At 42.6% G+C, this 20,535-nt stretch carries 14 protein-coding genes and 1 pseudogene; 7 read left to right on the top strand and 8 right to left on the bottom strand.

Annotated features, from left to right (window positions below):
• Positions 1-115 precede the first annotated feature (115 nt).
• The 3 genes from O9290_RS10905 to O9290_RS10895 all read right to left on the bottom strand — a co-directional run bounded on the left by O9290_RS10905 (position 116) and on the right by O9290_RS10895 (position 1,587).
• Entirely contained in the window at positions 116-232 is a 117-nt protein-coding gene (locus O9290_RS10905; protein WP_002737043.1) for a photosystem I reaction center subunit VIII, read from the bottom strand.
• A 57-nt stretch (positions 233-289) separates the two neighbouring features.
• Positions 290-772, bottom strand: coding sequence for a photosystem I reaction center protein subunit XI (locus O9290_RS10900; protein WP_002757141.1), 483 nt, complete (start codon positions 770-772; stop codon positions 290-292).
• Positions 773-1,176: 404 nt separating this feature from the next.
• On the bottom strand, positions 1,177-1,587 hold the full coding sequence (locus tag O9290_RS10895) for a universal stress protein (RefSeq protein ID WP_288057463.1): 411 nt from the start codon (positions 1,585-1,587) through the stop codon (positions 1,177-1,179).
• Positions 1,588-1,750: 163 nt separating this feature from the next.
• Here O9290_RS10895 and O9290_RS10890 point away from each other — a divergent pair, with 163 nt between their 5' ends.
• Complete coding sequence (locus O9290_RS10890; protein ID WP_288057462.1) at positions 1,751-2,959, top strand: phosphoglycerate kinase; 1,209 nt, start codon at positions 1,751-1,753, stop codon at positions 2,957-2,959.
• A gap of 132 nt (positions 2,960-3,091) precedes the next feature.
• On the opposite strand, the gene O9290_RS10885 is transcribed toward O9290_RS10890, so the two are convergent.
• The 4 genes from O9290_RS10885 to O9290_RS10870 form a co-directional block, all read right to left on the bottom strand.
• On the bottom strand, positions 3,092-3,676 hold the full coding sequence (locus tag O9290_RS10885; RefSeq protein WP_288057460.1) for a Uma2 family endonuclease: 585 nt from the start codon (positions 3,674-3,676) through the stop codon (positions 3,092-3,094).
• A gap of 259 nt (positions 3,677-3,935) precedes the next feature.
• Positions 3,936-5,291: a glucose-6-phosphate dehydrogenase assembly protein OpcA gene (opcA, locus tag O9290_RS10880; RefSeq protein WP_288057459.1), complete on the bottom strand. Its 1,356-nt coding sequence runs from the start codon at positions 5,289-5,291 to the stop codon at positions 3,936-3,938.
• A 289-nt stretch (positions 5,292-5,580) separates the two neighbouring features.
• Entirely contained in the window at positions 5,581-7,110 is a 1,530-nt protein-coding gene (gene zwf, locus O9290_RS10875; protein WP_002736082.1) for a glucose-6-phosphate dehydrogenase, read from the bottom strand.
• Positions 7,111-7,456: 346 nt separating this feature from the next.
• Positions 7,457-8,647, bottom strand: coding sequence for a DUF3747 domain-containing protein (locus tag O9290_RS10870; RefSeq protein ID WP_002757153.1), 1,191 nt, complete (start codon positions 8,645-8,647; stop codon positions 7,457-7,459).
• Positions 8,648-9,104: 457 nt separating this feature from the next.
• Here O9290_RS10870 and O9290_RS10865 point away from each other — a divergent pair, with 457 nt between their 5' ends.
• Together O9290_RS10865 and O9290_RS10860 are read left to right on the top strand one after the other, a co-directional pair.
• Complete coding sequence (locus O9290_RS10865) at positions 9,105-15,242, top strand: translocation/assembly module TamB domain-containing protein (RefSeq protein ID WP_288057456.1); 6,138 nt, start codon at positions 9,105-9,107, stop codon at positions 15,240-15,242.
• A gap of 82 nt (positions 15,243-15,324) precedes the next feature.
• Entirely contained in the window at positions 15,325-15,816 is a 492-nt protein-coding gene (locus O9290_RS10860) for a GNAT family N-acetyltransferase (RefSeq protein WP_002757157.1), read from the top strand.
• Here O9290_RS10860 and O9290_RS10855 read toward each other — a convergent pair.
• Positions 15,813-18,833 (bottom strand): plasmid replication protein, CyRepA1 family, encoded by a 3,021-nt coding sequence (locus tag O9290_RS10855; RefSeq protein ID WP_288057453.1) that lies wholly within the window; start codon positions 18,831-18,833, stop codon positions 15,813-15,815. The two genes, O9290_RS10860 and O9290_RS10855, sit on opposite strands and share 4 nt — an antisense overlap.
• Before the next feature lie 273 nt (positions 18,834-19,106).
• Between O9290_RS10855 and O9290_RS28490 the strand changes: the two genes are divergently transcribed.
• The 4 genes and pseudogenes from O9290_RS28490 (at position 19,107) to O9290_RS10835 (ending at position 20,318) form a co-directional block, all read left to right on the top strand.
• Positions 19,107-19,301, top strand: coding sequence for an IS1/IS1595 family N-terminal zinc-binding domain-containing protein (locus O9290_RS28490; RefSeq protein ID WP_423251347.1), 195 nt, complete (start codon positions 19,107-19,109; stop codon positions 19,299-19,301).
• Between the two features lie 52 nt (positions 19,302-19,353).
• A complete protein-coding gene (locus O9290_RS10845; protein ID WP_223212949.1) occupies positions 19,354-19,533 on the top strand; it encodes a PEP-CTERM sorting domain-containing protein in 180 nt (59 codons plus the stop codon).
• Between the two features lie 255 nt (positions 19,534-19,788).
• Complete coding sequence (locus tag O9290_RS10840; RefSeq protein ID WP_288024270.1) at positions 19,789-20,040, top strand: hypothetical protein; 252 nt, start codon at positions 19,789-19,791, stop codon at positions 20,038-20,040.
• A 29-nt stretch (positions 20,041-20,069) separates the two neighbouring features.
• Positions 20,070-20,318: pseudogene (locus O9290_RS10835) on the top strand (Txe/YoeB family addiction module toxin).
• Positions 20,319-20,535 lie beyond the last annotated feature (217 nt).

Raw genomic sequence — 20,535 nt, 5'->3', positions numbered from 1 at the left:
AGGGTGTGGGGTTTTACCAATTTTCATCTTCTTTTTTCCCCAGAAAATAGGACTTGAAAACTAACTATCAAATAGCTAATTTTCAAGTCCTTAATTGCAGGAATCCTAGACTAAATTAGGATTCACTTTCGATATAGATAAATAACAAACCCATCACTACGGCTGGCATTAACCAACAGACGATCGGGATTAAAATCCAAGGCAGATAAGAAGCTGCGTAGGCACCAGTCATGTCAAATGCTCCTAGTAAAAAAATAAGGAAATGATAATCAGGTAGAACAAGGGTTAATTATTGATTAAAAACCCCGCGCATGATGCCATCAACGACACCAAGATTTTCTAGGAGGAAATAGGCCACAAAAGCGCCACCCATACCACCAATAAAGAAACCGGCGGCGAATTGACTCCAACCCTCGGAGGATTTCAGCGGATCACCACTAGCGGCCTTACCTTGGAAAGAGACAAGACCATAACTAGCTAAACAACCCGTAGCCAAGAGAACCATGGCCAAAGCGGGGATTAAGCCGCCGAGATTGGCATATTCCGAGTCTCTCAGGGGACCCAGGACAACCCAGGGACCACCGAGGAAATAACCGTGGGCCATACCCACTTCTAGACCGCGCAGAATCGGAGCTAGACCGGGACGATAGGCAGGTAAGTTACCAATAAAAGCTTTGGTAAAACCAGAAGCGGAAATGGGGGTAGCTAGATGACCAATGAACGGATCATCATTGTAGGGTGTCACCACCTGTTTGTATCCAGTTTCAGCCATTGTGTTTGAGTTCTCCTTTTTCCGATCAACAGGAAAATTGATCATAAAACTTTAAGATTACACTTTAGGCCTAAGAATTACTTCAAGCAACCCCATCGATCGAGTTTTCAAGGGTTGACGGCTGAAACTCTCACAATTCGTTACATTTCTCTCAGGAGACGGGGGAGATGGGGAGCCTTGTTTCAGTGTTGCCAAAGGCACGGCGTAGCCGTACAGTAAACAGTAATCAGTGAACTGAAAACTCACATCTGATACTAAATCCGTTGAGTATAGGCGACATATCAGGATAGGCAAGAGGCAACCCCCCCGACGTCGGGGGGGCAAGAGGCAAAAGGAGGAATAGATAATCAGTCTTTAATAACTGGATTTAGTATGATAACTGCTCACTGATAACTGCTCACTGATTAAGGGATAATCAACACTGGACAGGGGGCAAGGTTAATAACTTTGGTGGTGACGCTTTCGGACACACCTTCGCTGGTTAATCCTAAACCGCGACAACCCATAACGATCAGGTCGGCATTAACTTCATCGGCCACATCACAGATGACAAAAGAGGGTATTCCCTCCCGTTCAATCATTTCCGCAGTGATGTCAGCTTGGGCAAAAATCGCCCGCACCGATTGTAACAATCTATCCACCGCTTCGATCGAACTCATCTTATCGTCGGGGGCAATTTCTCCGGCGGGTGTCGTTTCCACCACCGACAACAGGACCAAACGACTGTCAAAGATTTTGACTAATTCGATCACACTACTGGTAGCGTCACGACTTTCGCGGCTGTGGTCGATGGGAAATAAAATCGTCTCAAACATAATTAGCAAGTCTCTCCAATCAAATTTTTCTGGGAAAATCGGTCTTGGAACTGCAACACTGATCCCCAAATCTGAAATAATCTTTGTCAAAGTAATTGCCGCAAGTAGCGATACCCTGATTTAATCTTTATTGTACGGTAAGCAATCTAGGAGGTTATGGGCTGTGCCAAAAAAAACAGTAGCGAATTTAACAGAAGCTGATTTAGCGGGTAAACGGGTCTTAGTCCGGGTCGATTTTAACGTTCCCATGGACAAAGCCACCGGAGCAATCAGCGATGATACCCGCATTCGGGCAGCACTACCAACCATTGAGGATTTAATCAAAAAAGGGGCTAAGGTTATTTTATGCAGCCACATGGGTCGCCCCGACGGTCAAGTTAAAGAAAATTTGCGTCTGACCCCTGTAGCTAAACGTCTCTCGGAATTATTGGGCCAAGAAGTAATCATGTGTCCCGATTGTATTGGTGAGGGAGTGACGGCAGCGATTAGTCAAATGTCTAACGGTCAAGTGGCCCTGTTAGAAAATCTGCGTTTCCACGGTGAAGAGGAGGCAAATGATCCCGATTTTGCCAAAAAATTAGCCGCTAATGCCGATTTATACGTTAATGATGCTTTTGGTACCGCCCACCGCGCCCACGCTTCCACGGAAGGCGTTACCCACTATCTCAGCCCCTCGGTGGCGGGTTATTTGATTGAAAAAGAGTTAAACTACCTACAAGCAGCTATTGAAACTCCCCAACGTCCCCTAGCGGCGATTATCGGCGGTTCTAAGGTTTCTAGTAAAATTGGCGTGATCGAAACTCTATTAGAAAAGTGCGATAAACTGCTCATCGGTGGCGGTATGATCTTTACTTTCTACAAGGCCCGCGGTTTAAGTGTTGGTAAGTCTTTGGTGGAAGAAGACAAACTGGAATTAGCCAAATCCCTGGAAGCGAAAGCTAAAGAAAAAGGAGTGGAATTCCTCCTTCCTACCGATGTGGTGTTAGCGGATCAATTCGATAAAGATGCCAATTCCCAAATCGTCAAGGTCGAAAATATTCCCGATGGTTGGATGGGATTGGATATCGGACCTGAATCAGTTAAAGTTTTCCAAGAAGCTTTATCTAACTGTAAATCTGTCCTCTGGAATGGCCCGATGGGGGTGTTCGAGTTCGATAAATTTGCGGCGGGTACAGATGCGATCGCTCACACTTTAGCCGATTTAACCGCTACGGGTACAACTACCATTATCGGTGGTGGTGACTCGGTAGCGGCGGTGGAAAAAGTGGGAGTGGCGGAAAAAATGAGCCATATTTCCACCGGTGGTGGCGCTAGTTTGGAATTACTCGAAGGGAAGGTTTTACCCGGTATTGCCGCCCTCGATGAAGCCTAATTATCGCTAATATCTCAGGTTTAAACAAGGTGGGTCCTGGCCTGCCTTTTTTTATGAATTAGGGAGTGGGTTTTTAAAGTTGGATTGGGAGTTAATCATACCAGGACTTTTGCTGCAAAAATAGTTGAGTCATTAGGATACTTCAATTGCGGTAAAATCCACCCGCTGATATAAATCTGTCAGGGATATTTGAAAATCTAGAGAAAACAAAGTTAAAATCGCTTCTTGGCTGTGATAATCCCGAAATTCCCAATGATCGCCTCTTTTATGAAACTGTTCTATATAATAACCATATTGGTCGATTAAAATATATTCTTCAAAACTATTAAGAGAGCGATAAAATTTAAACTTATCACCCCGATTATAGTCTTGAGTAGATTTTGATAAAACCTCGATAATAACCTGTGGATTGGTAATCGTATCGGTGCGTCCTCTTTCAAGAATTGGTTCTCCCTTAACGATCATAATATCGGGATAGGTGTACATATTATAGGCGGGTATTGCCAAGCGTAGATCGGTGATAAATATATCATAGGCTTGATTCTGGATAGTTAAGGGAAATCTTCTATAAAAATTTCCCGCAATGCGATTATGGTTAGGAGTTCCCCCAGTCATAATAATAATTTCTCCATCTCGATACTCGTGTCTGTCGGTGGCAGTTTCCTCTAGTTGAAAGTATTCTGCGACTGTGTAGCGTTTCTCAGTGGTTGCGACCATATTGCCCCCTTGAAAGCAAAGCTCTGTTTTTATGATAACCTGTTTTCTGAAAAGGTAAGTAGCTGGTTATAATTAAATGAAAAATGGATTTTAGGTTCGATCCCCCCTGCCCCCCTTGATAAGGGGGGTGTCTGATAATTTTTAACGCCTACCTACTTATAATTATCGGTTTTAATCAGGTGCTGACTGCCGTATAAATATCGAGAGACCTTGTTAACAAGGTCTCTCCAAAGTGGGTGGGATTATTGTTGCTAATTTGTTAATCTGGTTGGGATAATTTGAGGATAGCGCTAGTGACTTTCATGCTTTCTTGATAAAGCACGTCCTGGCCCCAACGCTGTAACTGTTTACCTAGCAGAGTTTCTGTTTTTTGGTCTTCCAGATGGGACACTTGTTCAACGCGGCAAGATTGGGCCCCTCCCGAAGCTTCCATCCGCATACAGCCGGTAGTTCCCGAACAAATTACCGTACAACAATCAGCCTGAAGATTAGTAGAACTGAGTTTAATACTAATCAGATCCCCTTGTACCTCACCCCAATCGGCCACGGGAACACCAGCTAATTCCGCCTCAATTAAACGCTGGTCCTGACCGAGGAAGCTAATCCGATGAATAGCGTAATCTCCCGACCGGTGACTATATCCCACCGGTCGCCATTGTAACCGGCTGGCCATCCAACCGAGGAACATAAAAGCTTGGCAAGGATTGCCCTTTTCGTAATCAATAGTGATGCGATCGACTTCCAGAATAGCATCCCGGCGCTCCGGTGGATCAAAAGCCTCGGCGGTTAGTTCTTGCCAAGGGGCGAGACGACTCCAGTTCAGGTCAGCTAATGGTACATCTGTTGCTAATAAATCCCCCACCTGCAGCAGTTCCGTTTCCGGTTCCCGAAAAGTGCTGGAATCGACGATAATCGTATCACATTGACTGGCCAAACGCTTAAATAGTCCATATTCGCCGTCGGGACTGGCTTTCCACCAGAGAAATTTGGGCAAACTGGGAATAGTTAACTCGGAAATAATGCCGCCAATTCGTTCCAAAGCTTCCGCTGTACCGCTTAAAGTAACGTATTCACAGCAAACTAAAGTATTCTGACTACGTTTGTTAACGGGACAATAGGCAGAAACGGAGGCTTTCACCCCTTCATCGGCCTCGGCGGTGGGACAGAGGGTAATAATGCGACAGGGATTGGAAGCAGCGATCGCATCTGCGACCCCAATCGCATCCAAATCGGCGGCGTATTGACGATGATTAGCCCCGTCCTCGGCGTTTTTTTCCGCTTCCCAGGCCGCCCTTAACCGAGCGACAAATTCATCGCTAGAAAGCCCAGTTACTTCTAGTTCTAGGTCCTTCTGGGCGACTTTGATCGCGGCGTGAGTCCGGGGACCGGCAATACCATCAATCGGGCCGGTGTAATAGCCGAGAAGGGTTAACAATTCCTGTACCGCATCGGGTTCATAGACAATAAAGCTAAAGGTGGTGGCCCGGGTGGCGGCCATACCATCCTCATTATCATTATAGGATTGCCAGATATCGCGCAGTTCCTGCTCGATCACATCGATGGAAACATCTTTCGGTGCTTGCAGGGAGACAATGGGGGGGCTTTGGGTGGTCATGTCAGTTATCAGTTATCAGTTATCAGTTATCAGTTACCAGTTAAGTAGGGAGGCACAATTATTTGTAGGATGGGTTAGCGGTAGCGTAACCCATGCGGGCGTTGGGTTTCATGCTTCAACCCAACCTACGTTCATCTTATATTTAATTTCACCCACCCACTTATCAGTTATCAGTGATTCAGTTACCAGTTATCAGAGGTGAGTTATCAGTTATCAGATGTGAGTTTTTAGTTTACTGATTACTGCTCACTGTTTACTGCTCACTGATTACTGGTCACTGTTCACTGTTTTAGAGTCTTCGCCAACGACGGCCATCGCGGTTAAGGAGAAATTCCGCTTCTGTGGGTTCCCAGGTACCCGCTTCGTATTGGGGTACGGAGGCGGGATCGGCGGGAGCGTCCCAAGCGGCGAGAGCGGGAGTAACGATGCGCCATGCTTCTTCTACCTCGTCAGAACGGGTAAATAGGGTTTGATCTCCTAGCATAGCGTCTAAAAGTAGGCGATTATAGGCATCGGCACTGGTGACACCGAAGGAGGAACCATAACTAAAGTCCATTTCTACCGTGCGCGTGCGTAATTCCGACCCCGGCATTTTCGCCTCAAAACGGAGGGCAATACCTTCGTTAGGCTGGATTCGCATACTCAGTACATTTGCATTAGTTTGTTGGGCTGCCGATTGGAAGATTAATAACGGCACATGGCGGAATTGGATGGCAATCTCGGAAACTTTTTTCGGCAGACGTTTACCGGTACGCAGATAGAAAGGGACACCCTGCCAACGCCAGTTATCTACCATTAATTTCATGGCCACGTAGGTGGGGGTGGTCGATTCCGGATTAACCCCCGGTTCTTGCCGATAGCCCAGAATGGGTTTTCCTTTCATCCAACCGGCTTTATACTGGCCGCGGATGGCGGATTTTTCCAGGTTATTAATATCGGCCAGGTGAGTCGCTTGCAGGACTTTGACTTTTTCGCCGCGGACACTATCAGCGTTAATAGCGTTGGGCGCTTCCATGGCCGTCAAGCAGAATAACTGCATCAGGTGATTTTGCACCATATCGCGCAAAGCTCCCGATTTTTCGTAATATCCGGCCCGCTCCTCCACTCCCACGGTTTCGGCCACGGTAATCTGGACGTGATCGATAAATTGACGATTCCAGAGGGGTTCAAAGATAGCGTTAGCAAATCGGAACACCAATAAGTTTTGGACGGTTTCCTTGCCTAAATAGTGGTCAATGCGATAAACTTGGTTCTCCTGACAAACCTCTTGTACGACTCGATTGAGAACTTGGGCAGAACTGAGATCTTTGCCAAAGGGTTTTTCGATCACTAACCGGTGTTTAATTGGGTCTTTCAGCATTCCAGCCGCGCCAAGGTTTTTAAGACCGGGAGGGAAGAAATTAGGAGAAACCGCTAGATAAAAGACTCGATTGCCACGGGTTCCCCGGATTCCGTCTAATTCTTCCAGAAAAACTTTCATTTTGGCGTAACTTTCCGGATCGTCCATGTTGCCGGGGAAATAGTACAACCCTTGGGCGAAGTCTTGCCAATATTCCTCACTGCCAATCCCGTCGGAAAATTCTTCGATGCCTTGGCGCATCTGTTGGCGAAAATAATCATGACTCCACTCTCGGCGCGCTGTACCAACGATGGTTAATTCGGCCGGTAGTCGTCTTTCCCGTTTCAGTTGATAGAGAGCAGGAACCAGTTTTCTTTGGGTTAAGTCTCCCGATGCCCCAAAAATGACTAAAATTAGGGGTTCTGGGGTTCTTTCTTGTCGCAATCCCACTCGGAGAGGATTTTCGAGCAGCTTTACCATAGGATTTTGTCTAGCCGAGGTGCATTATTTTCCAGTCTAGCGAGAATACCCGACGGCATACCTAAAGTAAAAATTAACAACCACAATCAGTAATCAGTAATCAGTAATCAGTGATCAGTAATCAGTGACCAGTAATCATACTAAATCTGGTTATTAAAGACTGATTATTGATTCCTCCTTTTGCATGAGTGCCTAGGCCTTTTTGAGATCAAAAAGTTCCGGGACTGGGAGTGAGCGGGGGGAAAATTGGGGGACTTTTGCCCTGAAAATTAGGTAATTGACCTCCTAAAAATGGGTAAAACCCCACAATCTAACCCTAAGAAAAACTTTTTGCCGCAAACCCTACTTATTTTTTGGCGGTTTTAACACAATCGAGGGTACGGACGATGGCGGCTGCTGCGTAGTTACGACGGGCGGGATCGTTTGGTACAAAAGAACTACCCCGTTCGTTCAAGGGAGAGGCCACACCGCAAAATCCCGACATCTGGGTAATTAAACTGGCGGCCCAATGGCCGGAAGTATCGGAAAAATTGACGGGGGTTTTAGTTTGGGCTAAATCGGGGGCTTGTTTTTGCTGAGTTTTCAGGTAGGTGGCGGCCTGTTTGAGAATCGCCATCAATTCGGCCCTGGTGATGGGGTCGGTGGGACGGAATTCGCCGTTAGCTTTGCCGGCAACAATACCATTGGCCCGGGCCCATTGGATTTTTTTGGCACTCCAGCGCGTCGCTTCTACGTCGTTAAAACTGCCGCTGCCGGGGGGAATCTCTTCTAGGTTAATTTTGGTGACAGTTCCCATCCCTTCAATAATCATCGAGACGAATTGTTCCCTGGTGACGGGATTTTCGGGGCGGAAGGTGTTATCTTCTTTAAAACCGGCCACTACCCCAAGCGCGATCGCTTTTTCAATCTCAGTTTTATAGATATCGCCGCTAATATCCTGAAAACTAGACCCAGAACTGGGGGGAGGAGTGGTTTCGCTGAGGGGAGGTCTGCCGGTGGCTGCGAGAACTTCCGCTTCTTTGCCGCTAAAGTAGAAGTGGCCTAAACTTTTGCCTTCAAAGGTACGACGGCTAAATCTCCAACCCGGTTCGAGGATAATTTTCATAAATCCTGTTTGCATTCCTCGGGTTCTTCCCACCACTAATTCCGGTCTGCGCGCATCCCGGGGAGTTCCCACTAAGTATAATTCGCCATTGCGTTCCACAATACGCAGGATGTAATCTAGCCCAAAATCCCGGCCATCGAGACGGATAGAATAACCATTACTATCAGTGGCGCGGCGACAAATGCCGGTAAAGTCAAAGTTGAGGAGCAGCGGGTCAATCATGACGGGATTTGAGCCGCTTTCGCTCCAACACTTCTGTTTTCCCGGAATTTGTTCCAATACTAGCAGGTCAAATTTATTACCTCCGTAGGGACGAGCGATCGCTACTACCTGGGTCTGCTCGATGTCCTGTTCGTCAAAGTTGGCCGCTGGTGTGGCAGTTATGCCCAAGGTCATTAGGGCGGTTAGGGCGATCGATAATCTGGCTTTCATAATCTTTATCTATAAGACGCTTTTTGCAGTAAAAATAGACGTGCTAGTCCCAATATTCTAAGACTGAATACTTCTGGTTGTTGTTCCAGACTGCGCCGGATTGTTGTCTGTCCGCACAAGTTTTCTCTCAATCTTCAATTTCCGAACCTATTGATCCGAGCAATATTCTGCTTGAACTGGTGGGGTGATCAATATTAATTCGGTTGACTGTTGAAGCTAGGCAGATTTTGGCGGATTGTTGAAAATTTTAGCCAGCCATTCGAGTCTTAGGCTAAGATGGGGAGAGAGGCTTTTAATTGACCGCATCCCTTGACTTCCTCACAGGATTTAAGCCCAATAATTGCCTAAAAAATGGCAATTAATCGATTGAGGGCTATCAGTGCTGCGGTGAATTATCATAGTTTATTAGCTCTGGTGAGCCGTTGCCCTTTCTTTGGTGTGTGTGAGGTAAACAATTATGAGTAACTCCCCTGGCGATCCTTCTTCTCGTCCTAATCTTTTTCTGAGTATCGGTCGATTTTTACGCCGGCCTTCTACTTTAATTGTCGGGGGAATTACTCTCCTAGGAATTACCTCCCTTGGCTATTTTACGACTCGTTATTTAGTTTATGAACGTCTCACCCCAATTTTAGATAATATCTTCAGTGAAATGCTGCATAGACCCGTCAGGGTAGGTAAGATAGAGGGCTTTTATTTTAATCGCATCCGTATCGGTAAATCGGAAATTCCAGCTACGGCCAATTCTGCTGATAGTTTATCTATTGATGCGATCGAATTGGGATTAAATCCGCTGCCCTTACTTTTAGGTCTGCCGCTGCCGGTTGATGTCAAGTTAATTAATCCCAGTATTTATCTCGATCAGGATAAAAATGGTCAATGGCTCGATAATTTAGAAAAAATATCTAGTAACTTTGAGCGGGAGGCACCTATTAAGTTAAATCTGGGTGTTCAGGTGGAGAAGGCAGCTATTACTATCCAACCCTATACCCTGAAAAAACCGATAGAAATTAAAGCCGATGGTCAAGGAAGATTTCTTGATAATCAAAGGCAACCTCTCACCTACGATCTTAGCGCAGAAATCCTCAAAAGTCAAGTAAAAATTCAAGGAGAAACGGCGTTAAAAACGGGTGAAAGTCAAACTAATCTTCAGATTGATCGTTTAAATTTAAGTGAACTATTAACTTTAATTCCTAATCGCAATTTCCAATTAAATCAAGGACAAGTAAATGCCAATATTGCTCTCAATATTCCCAGTTGGGCAAAGCTAAATCAAACCGAAGGAAATGGTAATTTTCAGGTGACGGATGTAGCGGGGAAATTCCAACCTTTTCAGTATCCAATTAAGCTAACAACTAAGTTAAATTTACAGGGAGATAAAGTATTAGTTGAACAGGCGAACGCAAGTATTGGCAAGATGAAAACTGAGGTGAGAGGAGAAGTAAATTGGCAAACTGGTTATCATCTCAATGTCGCTCTAGAATCGGTGGATTTACAACAACTTTTAAGAATTATTTATCTGCAATCACCTCTAGATTTACGGGGAGAAGCACGCTCTACTTTTCAAGTGACGGGAAAACTAGATCAACCTCTAATTAAAGGAACCGTTAGCAACAGCAAACCGATTATTTTTGAGCAAATTCCTATTCAATCAATAACCAGTAATTTTCAAACAAATCTCAATCGTCTTAATTTAGATAAAATTCAAATTAAACCCGTCGCAGGTGGAGAAATTAAAGGAGAAGGAAAATTGCAGTTAAATATTCTGCAATCCCTGCAAAAAAATCAACCTCTTGACGGGACAAAAATGCCGATTGATTTGAATTTACAAGCCAATTTTCCCACGAGAAAAATTTTATCTCAACTGGCAACAATTCCCGCCAAAATTAATATAAACGATCTGCAAGCTAATATTAAAGCTAGGGGTAGTTTAGGACTGCCACAATTATTAATTAATTGGCAAATACCCAGGGTTAATCAGTCAGGATTAATCAATGTTGCCGGGGAGGGTAAAGTATTTTTAGGGGGCAACAAAATAAATTTAACCGATACGGTCATTAAAACAAATGGCGGCAAACTACAGGTTAATGGTAATGGTGATTTTACTAGCAAATTAGTCCAGGGAAAAATCACGGGTAATAACTTTTTATTGACTCCTTTTGTGCCTCTTGTTTGTCAATATTTAGATAGCATTTGCCCCTACCTAGAAACCTTAGAACCCTTAAATTTAGAGACAGCTAATATTCAAGTTAGTGGCAAAATTGACCAACTTAATATTAATACTTTAAACGGAGTTGCTAACTTAAGAATTAGCGGTAAACAAGGCACAATTTCAGTCAATAGTCAAGTATTGCAAGGAAATCTTCAGGCTAACGCTTTCTTAGCGGGATTGCCGATTAATTCCCTATTGCCTAACTTACCAACCCAGGTTAAATTACTGCGATCGCAAATTAATTTACAAGGTTATTTAGGAGAATTACTAAATAATAAAAATAATATTTTCAGCAGTTGGCAAGGTCAAGGGAATATGGAGTTATTAGTAGATAATAATCCTTTAATTGCCACAGCCAGACTGAATCGAGGTTTTCTGACAGGAACAGTCAACACTGGGGGAATTAGTCTCAATCCTCTAGTGGAAAATTTAACAGTTCCCGTTAGTTTAGGCAGGGCAAAAATCAGCTTTGCTGGCAGAATAAATGCTCTGATTAGCGGTACTTTAACGGATTTACAAACTTGGCGCGGAGAGGGGGATATACAGTTATTTGTCAATAATCAATCCCTGAGAACGACAACCCAACTGGAACAAGGTATTTTAAGCGGTATAGTTAATACGGCTGGCATTAACTTAAATCCGTTTTTACCCAATATAAATATTCCTGTTAGTCTAGGGAAAACCCAAGTCAATTTCACTGGTGCAATCAAGGAATTGTTAGCGGGAAAAATCCCTAATTTGTCCACCGTCAATGCTAGGGTAAATACTCGGTTGTTAGTGGATAATAATCCGATTAATACTGATATTCAGTTAAACAACGGTATTTTTAATATTCTCAGTAGCTTAGAGAATTTTCAGACTAATCTTCCCCTAGCGTTGAATATTGACCAAACGAAGTTTCAAGCGACAGGAAATGCCCAAACTATTTTCGACTCTCTGCTAGAAAAACGACTCAACTTAGGCAGTGTCAAAGCAGTTTTTAACTCTCGTATTAATGTAGCTAAAGGAGAGATTAAAGCTAAGGCACAACTGAATAATAATTTCTGGCAAAGTGATATTATTGCCGCTAATCTTGATCCCGCTGCCCTAATGGGGCAATTGCCAGGAATAAAATCAATCTCGATTCCTAACTTAGATTTTAGTGCCAATTTAGCGGGAAATATTAAAGAAATTTGGCAGGGAGTAACACCAATTCAGGTTAATAATCTTTCGGCACAGTGGGGAGAAAATAGCTTTAATGTGCGAGGAAATATTCTTTTAGCTAATCTTATCAGTCAACCCGATATCGCTGAGGTTAACTTAAATCTACAGGCAAAAACCGACCTTGCTACTGTACCGCTAACTCAGATTATATCGCTTTTACCGATCGATCCTCGTTTGAAACCCAGAGAATCGACACTGACAGGGAGCGGAGAATTTCAAGGACAAATCACGGGAAAAAATCTCTTAACTGCTTGGCAAAAAGTGGGAAATATACAAATCAAAGGAGATATAAATTTAGCGAATTTTAGCATTAATGATCGACCCTTTGAACCTATCTTAAAAGGAAGTATGCAAGCAGGAATCGGTCAAAATATTAGTTTAAATCTGCGGGGAAATCAGGACATTATTGACCTAACTTTCGATCCTTGTCAACAAAATAATTGTCTGCTGCCCTATCTTCCCTTAGGGATAAATATTCGCCAAGCTTTTGGAAATAAAACTCCTTTTCTAGCCACAGCTAAACGAAGCGGAGAAAATTTAAATGTTCAGATTGCCGATTTTCCCCTAGAAATCCTGAAAATATCTCCCACGGCAGCCTACAATGTTCCGGGGATTATTGCTGGACAAGTGAATGCTAATCTAGACATCAATTTATTTAACTTACAGGGACAGGGACAACTAGAGATTAACCGACCTAGTTTAGGTAACTTAATTGGGGAAAAATTAACGGCAAATTTGGTTTATCGGGATTCCATAGTTCAACTGCAAGAAGGTAGTTTACAAGCGGGTGCAAGTCAATATAATCTGCAAGGTTTATTTAATTGGCAAACCCAGGAAATAGAAGCTAAACTCAGGGTAGATCAAGGTTATATTCAAGATTTATTATCAGTTGCTAGTATCTATGATTTAACCAGTTTAATCAACCTTTTCTCCTCCGAGAGTAACCAGGCTATTCAACTTAGTCCCCTAGGAGTAGGTAATCCCGAAGCTTCCCTAGCACAACAGGTAAATTTGCGGGCAAAAATTGAAGAAATAATCCAGCAATTAGCAAGGGAAAGAGGGGTAGTCGGGATACCTTCTGAACTAGATTTTCGCGGCCGTTATCAAGCAAATATAGCCTTAACTGGGACTTTAAAAAATCCCGATCTTAGCGTAAAATTTCAGGGCAGTAGATGGGAATGGCGACCCCAAAGACCGACGGTAAATATTGTTAACCCTCTGGGAATTGTCACCACCGATACCCAATTAATTCCTATTGATGAAGTAACAATTAATCTTAACTTAAATCGTCAGTTGCTCAGGATAGAACCGATTAGATTAAAATCACGAGATTCTTCCGTATTTTTAGCGGGTGATTTTTCCCTAAAAAAAGTAGAGGGAAGTTTTGCCGTGGAAAATCTTTCTCTCGATCTCTTGAGAAATTTTGTGCAGTTTCCCTTAGATTTGTCCGGTAGTCTAAAAACTCAAGGACAAATTACAGGAACTTTATTAAATCCTCGTATTCAGGGTAATTTTGCCTTTATTGACGGTGCAATTAATGCCCAAAATATTAATCAAGATATAATTGGTTTATTTACCTATAACCAGTATCGTTTTGATTTGCGGACAACCTCCTCCGAATCAATCCAACTCTATGCCAGCATTCCCTATCCTCCCTTACCGGGTAATGATCAATTAAAAATCCAAGCAAAATTGGGAACCGATGCAATCAAATTAATTGAAGCTATCAGTCAAAACGCCATCGAATGGGTTAACGGTGAGGGAGAGGTAGTTCTTTCAGCGACGGGAAGATTAGATATAAAAGAGGGTTTAAAAATCAAAGATTTAGAAGCAAATGGTATAGTTACTCTCAATAATGCCGCTATCCGCAGTGTTGCTTTTCCAGAGATTTTAACCGTAAATGGCCGCATTGGGTTAACCCCTGAAAACTTAACAGTAGAGGAATTACAAGGCTCGATCGCTGACAGACAAATTTCTGTGGTGGGAGTTTTACCTTTCTTTCAAGCCATCAAAAATAATCCTAATCCCTTAACAGTTAATATTCAAGAGGGAGATATAGCAATTAATGGCCTTTATCGGGGATTAATTGCTGGGAATGCCATGGTAACGGGAACAATTCAGCAACCAATTATCGGGGGGAATGTGCGTCTTTCTAGGGGTAAAGTTTTTCTTCCTCGCACCCCAGAAATTAATCAAGAAACGGATAAACCGGTGAGTCGCTGGCTGCAGCCTCTCAACATTCCTCAGACGACAAATATTACTCCAGTTTTAAATAATTTCCAAGTGTCTTTAGCGGGATTATCCATCGAACAAGAACCTTTGTATCAATTTGATTTTAGTGGTGCTTTAACCTTGAACGGTCCGCTCACTCCACTAGAGAAATTACAAACCAATGGAGTGATTAATCTCGATCGAGGACGGGTTAGTTACATCGATACGCGTTTTCTTCTTAACCGACGCAATCAAAATGTTATTGTTTTCGATTCTAGTCGCGGGTTGGGACTTTTTAATCCCTTTGTTGATATTCAACTGCGAACAATTCTCAGCGAATTTTCTCAATCTCGTGATTTTGCTATCTCCCGTCCAGGGGGGGATTTTCCTAGTAATGAAATTCCCGATGATAGCCTCAATCGCATTCAAAGGATTGATGTCACCCTCAGCGTTGAAGGGGAATTAAACCGCTTGCTACCAAATTTAGGACGTAATATCAATGAAGTGTGCCAAATTCGTCCCGATAGTCCACCTTTTCCCCTAGAGGAAAACTATACAGATACAGAATTACAAAAAGCTGCTAATTGTTTACAAGCAGTGGCTTTTGCTAGAGGTGAAGATGAGGGATTGCTTAATACTCCCCTAGTTAAATTAACCAGCACTCCCCCCCGCAGCCAAGGGGAAATCGTTCGACTTTTGGGGGAACAATTGCTGTCGGTTTTTAATGGTTTACAGGGGAAAAATACGGAACAATTAATTCAATTTGGAGTGGTTCAGTTGGCAATTCCCCTCTTAGCCCAAGGAGTCGTGTATGATGTGGAAAATGCGGTTAGTAATGCGATCGGAGCAACGGATTTTAATATTCTTCCCAATTTGGAAACCGTCTATCGAGTTAATTCCCAGTCTTTTATCCGCTTCTCCTACGATTACAATTTGAATGAGTTTACCGTCCGCTATCAAACCCAATTTTAAAGTAAGATTGAGAGATATAGCATAATTCAGAAGTTAGGAGACAAGGGAAAATTAGGTTATACTTCATCTTACTTGATATTCTATGATTATTCGCGAGGCTAAAGAAACAGATTTACCAACAATTATCGAGATTTATAATGCTGCTGTTCCCACTCGCAAGGCAACCGCAGATTTAAAGCCTATTTCCCTCGAAAGTCGGCGAGAATGGTTTGAAAAGCACGATCCTGAACAGTATCCCATCTGGGTAATAGCGATCGAAGGTCGGGTGGTGGGTTGGCTGAGTTTACAGATGTTTTATGGTCGTGTCGCTTACCAAAAAACGGCAGAGGTTAGTTTATATATTGCCCCCGATTATCAAGGTCGTGGAATCGGTAAATTATTAGTAGAATATGCCTTGGAGCGCTGTCCCCAATTGGGTATATCTAATCTTATCTGTATTATTTTTGCCCACAATCAAGCCAGTATTTGTCTCTTTGAAAAATTCGGCTTTCAACGATGGGGTTATTTACCCCAAATTGCCGCTCTAGACGATTTTCTGGCTGATGTGGTCATTTTAGGGAAAAAAGTCGCTTAAATAGGCAATTTCTCCATAGCTAGACTAAATTCTAGACTTAATTGAATATAAGCATTTTCTGATTCGCCTAGAGATGGTTTCTGGGTGAGAGAAAAGAGATAGTCCTCATACCAAATCTCAGAACTTCCCGCACATTTTTCGTCTCTAAATAACCATTGTTGAAACACTTGTTCTCTCCCATCCTGAGGGGCAACAATCTGATAAACTTTTAGAGATTTTTTAGCAATTCTCTGGCTGCCCTTGCTGGTTAATTGATAACCTAACAAGTTCAAACAATTACGAATAATCGTCAGAGGACGGGCAGTATTAGAGAGGTTAATCTTGGTGATAGTTTTAATCTCGTTGCGGTTTTTAATGGCGATTTCGGCCATTTTTTGTAAATCGGCATCATGATTAGTTAATTCTCTTTCAGGGTTAGCTAATAATACGGGAATTCCCAACACTTCTAACGTCCCGATAATCACTCCTAATTGACTACCATTAAAATCGGGAATAAATAAACTTCCCTGACCTGATTCTATCAGTTTACGGGCAATTAAAGCATCTCGATCACACAAAAATTGTCGCCCAATTGTCAAAAAGTAATGTAGGCGTAGTTCTTGATACCATCCCTGATCATCTTTAATCACTAATTGCGGTGTGACGGGGATTCCATAGCGTTTGTATAGGTCATATTTCCTGATAATTCTCCTTTCTTTCACTGACTTAATTAACTGTTTTTTTAGCCAACGATATTCTGATTCCGTGATCTCGTCTGCGCTGGCAATTTCCTCGCATTCAGAACGATAATTATGTTCCCTAATTTCCTCAATTGCTGCCGTTAACTGATTATTTATTTCTAGTTCTTCTTCCTGATTCCGTTCTTTAATTCTATGACCTTCTGCTTGTAAAATACCTAGAATTGACTGACGATAATTAAGCATATAAGCATTTACTCGCACAGCCATTTTTGCCCAGCAGAGGAGAGATTCCGCTTGAAAAGTTGTATCTAAATCCTCCAGAGATTCTAAATCTGACTGGTGTAATAAGCGAATATTAACCTCCGTTAGTCGGTGTCCAGAGGTGAGAAGTTTGGGGATAGAAGTGGAACCATTGCCCACCTGATTAAATCCGTACACTGCTGACCAAATATAACGAGGAATATTCTCTCTAATTCTCCCTAAAAATTGAGCGATAGAAGTGGGAGTTTGAATCCCCTGTGCTAAACACCAAACCGAGGTAAAGTGTTGCTGAATATCAATACTAATTCCCGTTTCGATCGCAGGACTAGCTAGAACTATATCATAGTTAAGCAACAATTGATTTAAATTGCCAATCGCCTCATAGGCAGCGTGACTAGAATCTTGCAATGACTCTGAGTCTATCCGCAAAATTTTCTTCTGGGGAAATTGCTTTCTTAGATAAGATTCTAGGGTAATTGTCCCCCATTTACTGGTTAACTTTTGTGCTGACAGACAAACAAAAGGTTTTCCTCCCTCTTTAATATGTTTGACTAAATCATTAACTAGCTGTTGGGGAGTATTATCAGAGTAGTTATAAACTCGCCAAGCTTCCTGATAATTAGGTTTCCAATCGTTACTAATTAAAAAATTTTCTAGTTTAATCGCCGCTAGAGAAGTTAAGTATTCTAGGGAAATATCACTTAAATCAGCATCGGCAACTAGGACTTTGCCCCCACTGCTGACCACAGTTTGCAGCAGGGACTTTAGGGATCTTAAAATTGCCACACGATTAGTTTTACAAGTATCCCCATTTAACCCATGCCATAGAACCTGTTCGATCTCATCGATAATAATGATAGCTTCTCGCCAATCTTCCGCTTGAAATTTAGCTTGTGATTGGGGATGGAGAGAGTCAATACATAAACCATAACCGTAAATTTGTGCCGCAGGATTGTCCCTAACTTGACTGATATAGTTTAAACCAAAGCGTTGACATAACTCCTCCACCAGTTTCACCCGATGACCGATAACTAAAACTTTTTGTTGATTGGCAATAGCCTGTTTAACTATCTTGGCTAAAAACTCAGTTTTCCCCGTACCTTTAGCCGATTTAATCGCCATTAACTGCGCTGATGTAGGGATGGCAATATCTGGCAAGTAACGGCTATTTAACTCTAGATGAGGTGGGAGAGTTAAACTATTTAAACTCGCTGCCTTCCAAATTTCCCAAGAGGTAGCTTTTTGATAGACTTGTTGGAAGTAATCTTCCCCTCGATTGATTAGTAAATCATCCACCCCTTTACCGTCAGCAGCATCCCAAGTAACTACCTTTACCTGACAGTTAGCCTGACTGAATAGATAACCCATTCTCTGTAAAGCTAAATTAACCGCTTGTTGGTTCTTTGGTTGAGTTTCTTGATCAAAAACTAGATAAATCTTTCGTCCTGAATTAGCTAATTTTTCTAGCTGCGGAATTAGATGAGATTTGCCGATTCTTCTACCTAATTCGTCCTTGGGAGTACGATAACCATTGTGAATTCCGGGTAAGGCAATTGTCACATAACCTGCTGTTAGTAATGCCCCCGCTTTTTTCGCTCCTTCCGTAAGACAAATAGGTATCTCTGGATGTTTGATTACCCAAGACCAAAAACCGAGATCCTCTTGCTTATTATCCACTTCTTCAGTTAAAATATTAATACTGATAGACTGGGCTATCCTTTGCCAAATTTTCAGGGGAACCCGCAAAGCAAAGACTCCCGTAGGGGTTTGGGGGGGATGTTCGTACTTAATCGGTTTAGCCTTATCGAAGCTTAAACGGGGAAAATCGGGCTTAAAACAGCCCCAAAGGTCATAATTACCAGTTAATAAGTCAATTCCTGAACACCACCAACCGCCTTGACTGGTATGTTCATAACGCTTGAGAATACTATCCCTAACCCTGCCATCATTGCGTCGCGGTAATTCTTGGGAGTAGAGTAGGTATTCACTGGGAGATAACCCCGCTAAACTGGTGACATTGAGATGGATTAACTCCGCGTCCACCCCGCTACCACGCCATTCTTCTAAATATTTCATCCTTGTCCTCTACTGGCTAGACGCTATATATAGCGTTTTTGTCCTATTATTCTAGCGGTAAGCCACTAAATAGCGAAAAGAGAAATTTTACTCTCTCAGAGGTTCTCGGAGGAAATTTGACTTTTAATCCACTCTTGTCTTAGATTATCGAAAAGTTAAGTAGTCGTGCAAAAGGAGACAGGAGACAGGCTTCGGCCGTGAGATCAGGCTTCGACGGTGAGCTCAGCCGGTAGTGATCCGATAGTAGTGGCGTAGCTCTCTTGCTTATCTAGCCTGAGTTGTAAAGATTCACAAGCTTCAATATTTCGTTGTCCTAAATGGGGTTCTTGCCATACCATCAAAAATGGTTCTACACATAATGGCAAACCAAAACGTAAGGGGAAAGATTGTGGTCGTCAGTTTGTAATTAATCCTAGTAATAAAACCGTCTCTAACGAAAACAAAAAATTAATAGTTTGGGATCAATAGCTCGGGTAATTTCACATTCACGGCAACCAGTGGTCAAAGCACTCTTGAGATTTTGGGAATACTTGGGACTCCTAACGATAGTTCTGATATTGCCTTTGATGATTTAATAGTGAGTACCGTAGCCGTACCCGTACCCGAATCTGAACCTCTAGCCATGTTAGGTTTAGTAACCGTTATCGGATTCGGTACCGGCTTGCGGCGGAAACTTGCTAAGAATAGTCAGAAAAAATAAGTCCCGCAAAAATAAGAAAAAGGGACAGAAATAACCTTGATCCTATTCCTTTTGTCTCGTGCCAAGGTTCTACATTGGCACGAGAAAGGGGAGGATATCCCTCCCTTCCCTGATGGGTTACACAAAAGCTAGAACCTCTGGAAATGCGTTGCAAGGGATACCCTGGCAACGAGGTAAGACTATACAGAAACGAGAAGAGCCAAGTTATCGTTGAAACTGCTATAATTAGTAAAATCTCAAGAATAGTAAAATTATATGAATGCACTGAAATACCAAACAATCATCAAAAATGGTCAACTTAGTTTACCTCCCCTCGACTTACCAGAAGGAACAGTGGTCGAAGCGATTTTATTGATTAAAGAAGCTGCTGAAATGGATGAAACAGACTATCTGCTTTCCACAGAAGCTAACCGTCAACATCTCCAAGAGGCAAGAGAATCTCTTAAAAATCCTGATAGTTATATTTATGTAGATGCTGCTAACTTATCAGGAAAGTCGCCTTTCTAACCCGAAGTTTTGATGAGTTTAACCAATGGGTGATCGCAGATAAAAAAGTTGACGCTAAAATTGTCAGCCTTATTAAAGATGTTCAAAGAGAGCCTTTTTCTGGATTAGGAAAACCAGAAGCATTAAAACATGAACTATCAGGATTATAGTCACGACGCATTACAAAAGAACATCGCCTAGTTTATAGCGTGTCTGATCAAGAAATTGGGCGTTGTCAAATTGAAACCCACATTCCGCACCCTAAGTGTCACAACGTCTCAAAAGAGGAAGGGGCGTGAGTCAAAATACTTATCTAGAGGAGTGAGTTGGCGGCAAGCTGCCACCAACTAAGCCGAAAATTTCAGGGTTCCCCCGGTCATTCTCAATAAACAGTGCTTGTTGAGAATGACTGGGCAATCAGACTTAACATCTAGGGGGAGATGTTCCAGTTGCTCGCTTTGTTTTGTCACCCCTGGAAGTCAATCCATCTGGTCAAGATAAGAGATAATATTCCTG

The organism is Microcystis sp. LE19-41.2A (genome assembly GCF_027530405.1).
GTDB lineage: Bacteria > Cyanobacteriota > Cyanobacteriia > Cyanobacteriales > Microcystaceae > Microcystis > Microcystis aeruginosa.
Note: the sequence above shows the minus strand (reverse complement) of the source record. Positions and strands in the feature narration are given on the sequence as shown.